Raw genomic sequence first — 6,767 nt, forward strand, 5'->3', positions numbered from 1 at the left:
CCCAAAGTGATAAAGATAGATAATGCACCAGACCCTAAGAAAAAAGCGGTTGAGGTAAAACATATTCTAGAAAAAGAAAAGGTAGATATCTACAAATTTTCAGAAAATGTTTTGCATGAATTAAGCGACGATAATGTTCCATCTACGCCAAACAATTACTCTATTTATTTTGAGAAAATGCTTGATGGACAGCCTGATGAATTTAGAAAAGAGATCGGTGATATGATAGTCATAAATTCCGAGATCTCAGTACCATCAGGCAGTAATATCTCTATTGAAAAAGAGATAAAGCAAGGATTTATCCAGATAAAAAGTATGCTTCAAGCCGTGGTGCTAATCTATAAAAATTTAGGCATCATGAGAGGCCTAGTGCAAAAGCGCATGGATGCACTCAAAAATAATACAAATATCCTAGCTCTTCAAAATGTTTTAAGTGCATTTAATCATGACCTAATAAAATTAAACAGCCTTATGGATAAGCATCTTGATGTCATTAAAGTAAGCTATGACGAAGTAGCTAAAATGCTTAAATCTATTGAAGAGCAGTCGATTTATGATACGACATATGACGTTTATAATAAAAAATTTTTAGTAGCCACAGTGCAAAGTGAAGTAGAAGCCGTTAAAAGATATGGCTATAACGCATCGTTTTTACTAGTAAGAGCAAAAGACAGATTTACAAATCGTGTAAAAAATTTAAAAGAGCGAAACAATATGTATAAAGCTATATCGCAGCTTCTTTTAAGAACTTCTAGAAGAAGCGATATAGTAGCTCATTACGGTGATGGCTGTTTTGCTATGGTTATGAAATATACTGATGAAAATGGCACTAAACAAGCTGGTAGCAGAATTTTAAATATGCTTTCATCTATACCTTGGAAGATAGATGGTGAAGAGTGCAAGCTTGATATCCAAGTGGTTTCAAGCATGATAACAAAAACAAGAAGTGCTGAAGAATTAATCTCTTACTCGTTAGATCAACTAATACTAACACAAGATGATGAGCAGCCTATATTTTTAGGTGAATAAGTAGGAGTTTGAGCTTGATCTTAGAGGTTTTATCTTATCCAAATAAAAAGCTTTATGAAGTCTCAAAAGAGGTTAAAATTTTTGACGAGGAACTTCACAAACTACTTGATGATATGTATGATACGATGATTGCAAAAGAAGGCATCGGCCTTGCTGCTATTCAGATAGGTGTTGCAAAAAGAATTTTTATTATAAATCTAGCCAATGACGAGGGCGTGCAAGATAAAGAAAATTTAATCGAGATCATAAATCCAAAGTTTGAGCTACGTGAGGGTGAGTGTGTCTATCAAGAGGGTTGCCTTAGCGTGCCTGGATATTATGAAGATGTAAAAAGAAATGAGGTTGTGGCTATCAAATATCAAGACCGCTTTGGCAAAGAGCAAAGCTTAAAGGCTGATGGGCTTTTAGCTATTGCTATCCAGCATGAAAATGATCATTTAGATGGACATCTTTTTATAGAAAAAATCGGCTTTAATAAACGTAAAAAATTTGATAAGGAATACAAAAAGCAAAAAAAAGAAAAAGCTTCATGAAGTCTTTAAGATGTGCTACTTACGGCGATGGACTAAAGATAATTGACGTTGAGTCTATCTTCTCTCGTGGGCTTCCTGGTTTTAGCATCGTTGGGCTTGCAAGCACAAGTATAAAAGAGAGCACAGAACGCGTAAAAGCAGCACTTCTAGCACTTGATTTTTCCTTTCCAGCACAAAAGATAACCATAAATTTATCCCCTTCAGATCTGCCAAAGAGTGGCTCACATTTTGACCTAGCTATCGCTCTTCTTATAGCTCTTCAAAAGGCAAAAAGCTTAGAGAAAATTTTTGTTTTTGGCGAGCTTGGGCTTGATGGAAGCGTAAAAAGTACAGCAAATTTATTCTCAATCCTTCTTTTTTTAAGCACACAAGTAAAAAACGTAAAAGTCTTAGTGCCAAAAGAGATAGCACAAAAAGCTTCAATGATCCCAAATTTAGAGGTTTATGCGGTTAGTACTCTAGAGGAAGCGATTAGGTTTTTTAATGACGCAGAATTTGCAAAAAGCATACGTTTTAACGCTACGCATGAGCTGTTTTCAAACGTGATAGAAATTTCTGGTAAAAGATATGTTCCAAATTTAAACTTCGAGCTTGATTTTAAGGACGTTTTAGGTCAAGAAAGAGCTAAAAGAGCCTGCATCATCGCAGCTGTTGGTATGCATAATATTTTATTTGAAGGCAGCCCAGGTAGCGGCAAAAGCATGTGTGCAAAACGCCTAGTTTACATCATGGCACCACAAAGCTTAGAAGAGGTGCTAAAGTCCGCCGCCTACCGCTCGCTAAATTTGCAAGATAGCGAATTTACAAGCACTAGAGCCTTTCGCTCGCCGCACCACACCTCGACTAAAAGCTCTATCTTTGGAGGAGGCTCAAATGTCGCAAAGATCGGTGAGATCGCACTTGCAAATGGTGGTGTGCTTTTTTTTGACGAGTTTCCTCACTTTTCAAAGCAGGTGATTGAAAGCCTTAGAGAGCCGCTAGAGGACAATCAAATCCACATCTCAAGAGTGAATTCAAAAGTGACTTATGAGACTAAATTTATCTTCGTAGCCGCTCAAAATCCATGTCCTTGTGGACATTTATTCTCTCGCAATCTAAATTGCAAATGCAGCGAAAACGAGATAAAAAACTATAAATCAAGAATTTCAGCTCCAGTGCTTGACCGCATAGACCTAAAAGTAGCGATGGACGAGAGCTCGCCAAATGATAGGTCAAGTTTAAGCTCGCAGCAGATGAGCGATATGGTTTTAAAGGCGTTTATGTTTCAAAAAAAGCGCGATCAAAATGAGCTAAACGGCAAGCTAAATGATGCACAAGTAGAAAAATTTTGTCTACTGAATAATGAAGCAAGAGAAATTTTACAAAAGGCAGCCTCGAGATACAATCTTTCTCAAAGAGGCATAAAAAGGACACTTAGAGTGGCTAGAAGTATTGCTGATCTTGATGAGAGCGAGCAAATTTTAAAGCCCCACATCTTAGAGGCGCTTAGTTTTAGGGCATAGAATGAAAAATTTATATTTAGACACGAGAGTTTTGGATGAGAGGGCGAGTGAGAAATTTAACCTTAGCGAAGAAAATTTAATGGAAAACGCCGCCGCTGGCATAGCAAATTTTGTACGTAAAAAATTTAAAAAAGGCGAGAGGGTGCTTGGCATTTGCGGTGGTGGAAATAACGGTGCTGACGTACTTTGTGCGTTAAGAATGCTTGAGGGTGAGTTTGAGTGTGAATTTATCCTGGTTAGCCAAAATTTAAAGCCACTTGCGAGCAAGCAGCTTGAACGTGCAAAACTAGCTAATGTGCACGAAAGCCATGATATAGACATTAGTTTAAAAGAAACGAACTGTGTCATAGATGGACTTTTTGGCTCTGGTTTAAATAGAAATTTAGACAAAAAGCACATAGAGCTTATCTCAAAGATAAACAAAAGCTCTGTCTACACCATCGCTTGCGATATGCCAAGTGGACTAAGTAGTGATGGCAAGGTGCTAGGTGCTTGCGTAAAAGCAGATACTACAATCACGATGGGAGCTAGAAAGCTTGGGCTTTATAGCGACGTGGCAAAAGACTTTGTTGGCAAGGTAAAGCTCGCTACTCTTGGCATAAGTGCTCAAAACTATGAGTGCGAAAGCGACTATCATTTGCTTGAAAAATGCGACCTTGTGCTTCCAAATAGAAAAAATGAGTGCGTAAATAAGGGCGACTTTGGCCACGCATTTATCATATCTGGCGAGCACATAGGAGCTAGCAAGCTTTGTGCAAAGGCGGCATTTGCCTTTGGGGCTGGGCTAGTCAGCGTGATAGGAGAGCAGGGGTTAAATTTACCAACGCATATCATGCAAGCAAGTAAGATAAGCGATAAAATGAACGCTGGAGCCATTGGCATGGGGCTTGGCAAAAAGGGTATAGAAGAGCTTGAGGTGCAAATTTTAAAAGGCAAAAAGCTAGTGCTTGACGCTGATATCTTTTACAGCCCAAAAGTACTTGATCTACTAAATGAAAACTGTGTCTTAACGCCCCATCCAAAGGAGTTTTGTTCACTTTTAAATCTTTGTAATATAGCAGATATCGACGTAAAAACATTACAAGAAAATAGATTTGCCTATGCTAAGTCTTGGAGCGAGAAATTTAAGGCAGTACTTGTTCTAAAAGGCGCAAATACGATAATCGCTAAAGATGGAGAAATTTATATCATGCCTTATGGTAAAAATACGCTTGCAAAAGGTGGTAGCGGTGACGTGCTAAGCGGACTCGTACTTGCCCTTTTAGCTCAAGGCTACGAGCCTCTAGATGCTGCCATCTCGGCTACACTAGCTCATGCGCTTAGCCTTAGAAATTTTGGCAAAAACAGCTACGCGCTCGAGCCAACAGACATTATAAAAGGAGTAAAATGCTTACGAAAAAAATAGCCGTACTTTTTAGCGGTAGTGGCTCAAATTTAGAAGCGATACTTAAAAAAGTTCATAATCAAATTTTTAATGGCGTAAAAATTGAAGTTTGCCTTTGTGTCTGCAACAAGCCAGGCGCATACGGTATAGAGCGTGCTAAGAAATTTGGGCTTGATACGACGATAATAGAGAGTGCCAAATTTGCAAATAGAGAAGAATTTGACGCTACAGTTGTGGAGCAAATTTTAAAAAGTGGCGCTGAACTAACGGTGCTTGCTGGATTTATGAGGATATTAACTCCTGTTTTTACATCAAAGATAAAAGCCATAAATTTACATCCTTCCATATTGCCACTTTTTAAAGGCGCTCATGCGATAAAAGAGAGCTTTGAGAGTGACATGATGCTTGGCGGCGTGAGCGTGCACTACGTGAGCGAGGAGCTTGACGGAGGTAAACTCATCGCACAAAGGGCGTTTGAACGAGAGGACGATATGAGTTTAGAGGATTGGGAGAGCAAAATCCATGCGATAGAGCATGAAATTTTGCCTGATAGCATAATAAAAATTTTAACAAAGGAAGCAAATGTTTGAATGGTTTAGTTCGCCAGAAGCGTGGATATCGCTACTTACGTTAACTGGCTTAGAGATAGTTTTAGGCATAGATAACATTATATTTATCGCTATTTTGGTAGGTAAGTTACCTCCAGAGCAGCGCGGCAGTGGTAGGATTGTTGGCTTAGGGCTAGCTATGGTGACTAGAATTTTACTTTTGCTTTCATTGTTTTGGATTATGAAGCTAACAAAGCCACTCTTTACTATCGCAGAATTTAGCATAAGCGGCCGAGATTTGGTGCTTATACTAGGTGGTCTATTTTTACTTGTAAAATCAACACTTGAAATACATTCTAGTGTTTCTGGTGAAGGTGAAGAGCATAAAAATAGCAAAAAATCACATGCAAATTTTTTGGTTATTGTAAGCGAGATAGCTGTTTTGGATATTGTTTTTTCTCTTGATAGTGTTATCACGGCTGTTGGAATGGCTGAGCATATAGAGATAATGATCATAGCTGTTATTTTAGCAGTTGGTGTAATGATGGTGGCATCAAAAGGTATTTCTAATTTTGTAGATAATAACCCGACTATAAAAATTTTAGCACTTGCATTTTTGGTGCTTGTGGGTATGACGCTAGTTGCCGAAGGATTAGGATTTCATATTCCAAAGGGATATATATATTTTGCGATGGCATTTTCATTGGCAGTGGAAAGTATAAATATCTATGCTAAAAAGAAAATGTCAGCTAAATAATATTTTTACGCCGATGAAAAGCTAATGATATGATGGATAAAATGTTAATCAAAAAATTTTAGCCCGAAAAGATAAATCTGTTGAAATTTGAAGGTAAAAATTTTGATAAGCATAAAATGCATAATAGACAATAGATTGATGTTTGTTTCGTTGTAATATCAGTGTAAAATATTCTTATCAAGCTACTAAAAAATCCGTGAAATAAAGGTTAAATTTGTAGTAGATAGCAAAATATAGAAGCATAGAAAGCTAGCTCGTTTAAAAGATTATGTATTTAGTAAAGTGCTAATTAATATTTTTGATCGAATTATTTTTTATATATAATTTCTACTAATTTAAGTGTTTTTTAATTGACTTTATAAAAAAAACAAGTTAAAATGCGACTTTTTAATGAGGTAGTGGCATAAACTTACAAACACGACTCAGGCGGGGTGTAGCGCAGTCTGGTTAGCGCATCTGGTTTGGGACCAGAGGGCCGAAGGTTCGAATCCTTTCACCCCGACCATGTTAAATGGTGAGTGTAGCTCAGTTGGTTAGAGCATCAGATTGTGGTCCTGAGGGTCGTGGGTTCGATTCCCATCACTCACCCCATTTTGGGCGCTCGTAGCTCAATTGGATAGAGCGACAGACTTCGGATCTGTAGGTTATGGGTTCGACTCCTATCGGGCGCGCCACTTAAAATACTTTATGCGCTCATAGCTCAGCTGGATAGAGCAACGGCCTTCTAAGCCGTAGGCCTCAGGTTCGAATCCTGATGGGCGTACCACTTTATTATTGTTGTGCGGATGTGGTGAAATTGGCAGACACGCCAGACTTAGGATCTGGTGCCCCACGGCGTGAAGGTTCAAATCCTTTCATCCGCACCATTCTTTTTTATAATTTGGAATAATCTTATATAATCAGTATTTATTGTAGAAAATATTAGATATTTTTCTTGTTTCTTGACATGTAATAATGTTTTTTGTATAATCTCAATTCTTTTTTAAACAAATGTCTTGCTAGCTCAGTCGGTAG

6 protein-coding genes and 5 tRNA genes are annotated in these 6,767 nt (G+C 37.9%); all 11 read left to right on the forward strand.

What is annotated here, in order from left to right; all coding sequences use genetic code 11:
- The first annotated feature begins 6 nt into the window (after positions 1-6).
- The 11 genes from CVS97_RS08470 (at position 7) to CVS97_RS08520 (ending at position 6,619) form a co-directional block, all read left to right on the forward strand.
- Positions 7-1,029: a GGDEF domain-containing protein gene (locus tag CVS97_RS08470; RefSeq protein ID WP_085657935.1), complete on the forward strand. Its 1,023-nt coding sequence runs from the start codon at positions 7-9 to the stop codon at positions 1,027-1,029.
- Between the two features lie 14 nt (positions 1,030-1,043).
- Entirely contained in the window at positions 1,044-1,562 is a 519-nt protein-coding gene (gene def / locus CVS97_RS08475) for a peptide deformylase (RefSeq protein WP_103600693.1), read from the forward strand.
- Positions 1,559-3,064: a YifB family Mg chelatase-like AAA ATPase gene (locus tag CVS97_RS08480; RefSeq protein ID WP_107785762.1), complete on the forward strand. Its 1,506-nt coding sequence runs from the start codon at positions 1,559-1,561 to the stop codon at positions 3,062-3,064. The genes def and CVS97_RS08480 overlap by 4 nt, the downstream gene beginning before the upstream one ends.
- A gap of 1 nt (position 3,065) precedes the next feature.
- Entirely contained in the window at positions 3,066-4,469 is a 1,404-nt protein-coding gene (locus tag CVS97_RS08485; protein ID WP_107785763.1) for an NAD(P)H-hydrate dehydratase, read from the forward strand.
- Positions 4,451-5,038, forward strand: coding sequence for a phosphoribosylglycinamide formyltransferase (gene purN, locus CVS97_RS08490; RefSeq protein WP_107785764.1), 588 nt, complete (start codon positions 4,451-4,453; stop codon positions 5,036-5,038). Before CVS97_RS08485 ends, purN begins: the two co-directional genes overlap by 19 nt.
- Positions 5,031-5,753 (forward strand): TerC family protein, encoded by a 723-nt coding sequence (locus CVS97_RS08495; RefSeq protein WP_107785765.1) that lies wholly within the window; start codon positions 5,031-5,033, stop codon positions 5,751-5,753. The genes purN and CVS97_RS08495 overlap by 8 nt, the downstream gene beginning before the upstream one ends.
- Before the next feature lie 427 nt (positions 5,754-6,180).
- A tRNA-Pro gene (locus CVS97_RS08500) sits at positions 6,181-6,258 on the forward strand.
- 9 nt (positions 6,259-6,267) lie between these two features.
- A tRNA-His gene (locus tag CVS97_RS08505) sits at positions 6,268-6,344 on the forward strand.
- A 6-nt stretch (positions 6,345-6,350) separates the two neighbouring features.
- Positions 6,351-6,427 (forward strand) — tRNA-Arg (locus tag CVS97_RS08510).
- A gap of 15 nt (positions 6,428-6,442) precedes the next feature.
- Positions 6,443-6,519 (forward strand) — tRNA-Arg (locus tag CVS97_RS08515).
- Between the two features lie 15 nt (positions 6,520-6,534).
- Positions 6,535-6,619, forward strand: a tRNA-Leu gene (locus tag CVS97_RS08520).
- Positions 6,620-6,767: the final 148 nt, after the last annotated feature.

Origin of the sequence: Campylobacter concisus (assembly GCF_003049735.1) — a bacterium.
Lineage (GTDB): Bacteria > Campylobacterota > Campylobacteria > Campylobacterales > Campylobacteraceae > Campylobacter_A > Campylobacter_A concisus_AN.

What these genes read in the sequence shown, in the direction of transcription:
- CVS97_RS08480 (WP_107785762.1), top strand. Translation starts at nt 1,559, where the DNA reads ATGAAGTCTTTAAGATGTGCTACTTACGGCGATGGACTAAAGATAATT.
- CVS97_RS08485 (WP_107785763.1), top strand. Translation starts at nt 3,066, where the DNA reads ATGAAAAATTTATATTTAGACACGAGAGTTTTGGATGAGAGGGCGAGT.
- purN (WP_107785764.1), top strand. Translation starts at nt 4,451, where the DNA reads ATGCTTACGAAAAAAATAGCCGTACTTTTTAGCGGTAGTGGCTCAAAT.
- CVS97_RS08495 (WP_107785765.1), top strand. Translation starts at nt 5,031, where the DNA reads ATGTTTGAATGGTTTAGTTCGCCAGAAGCGTGGATATCGCTACTTACG.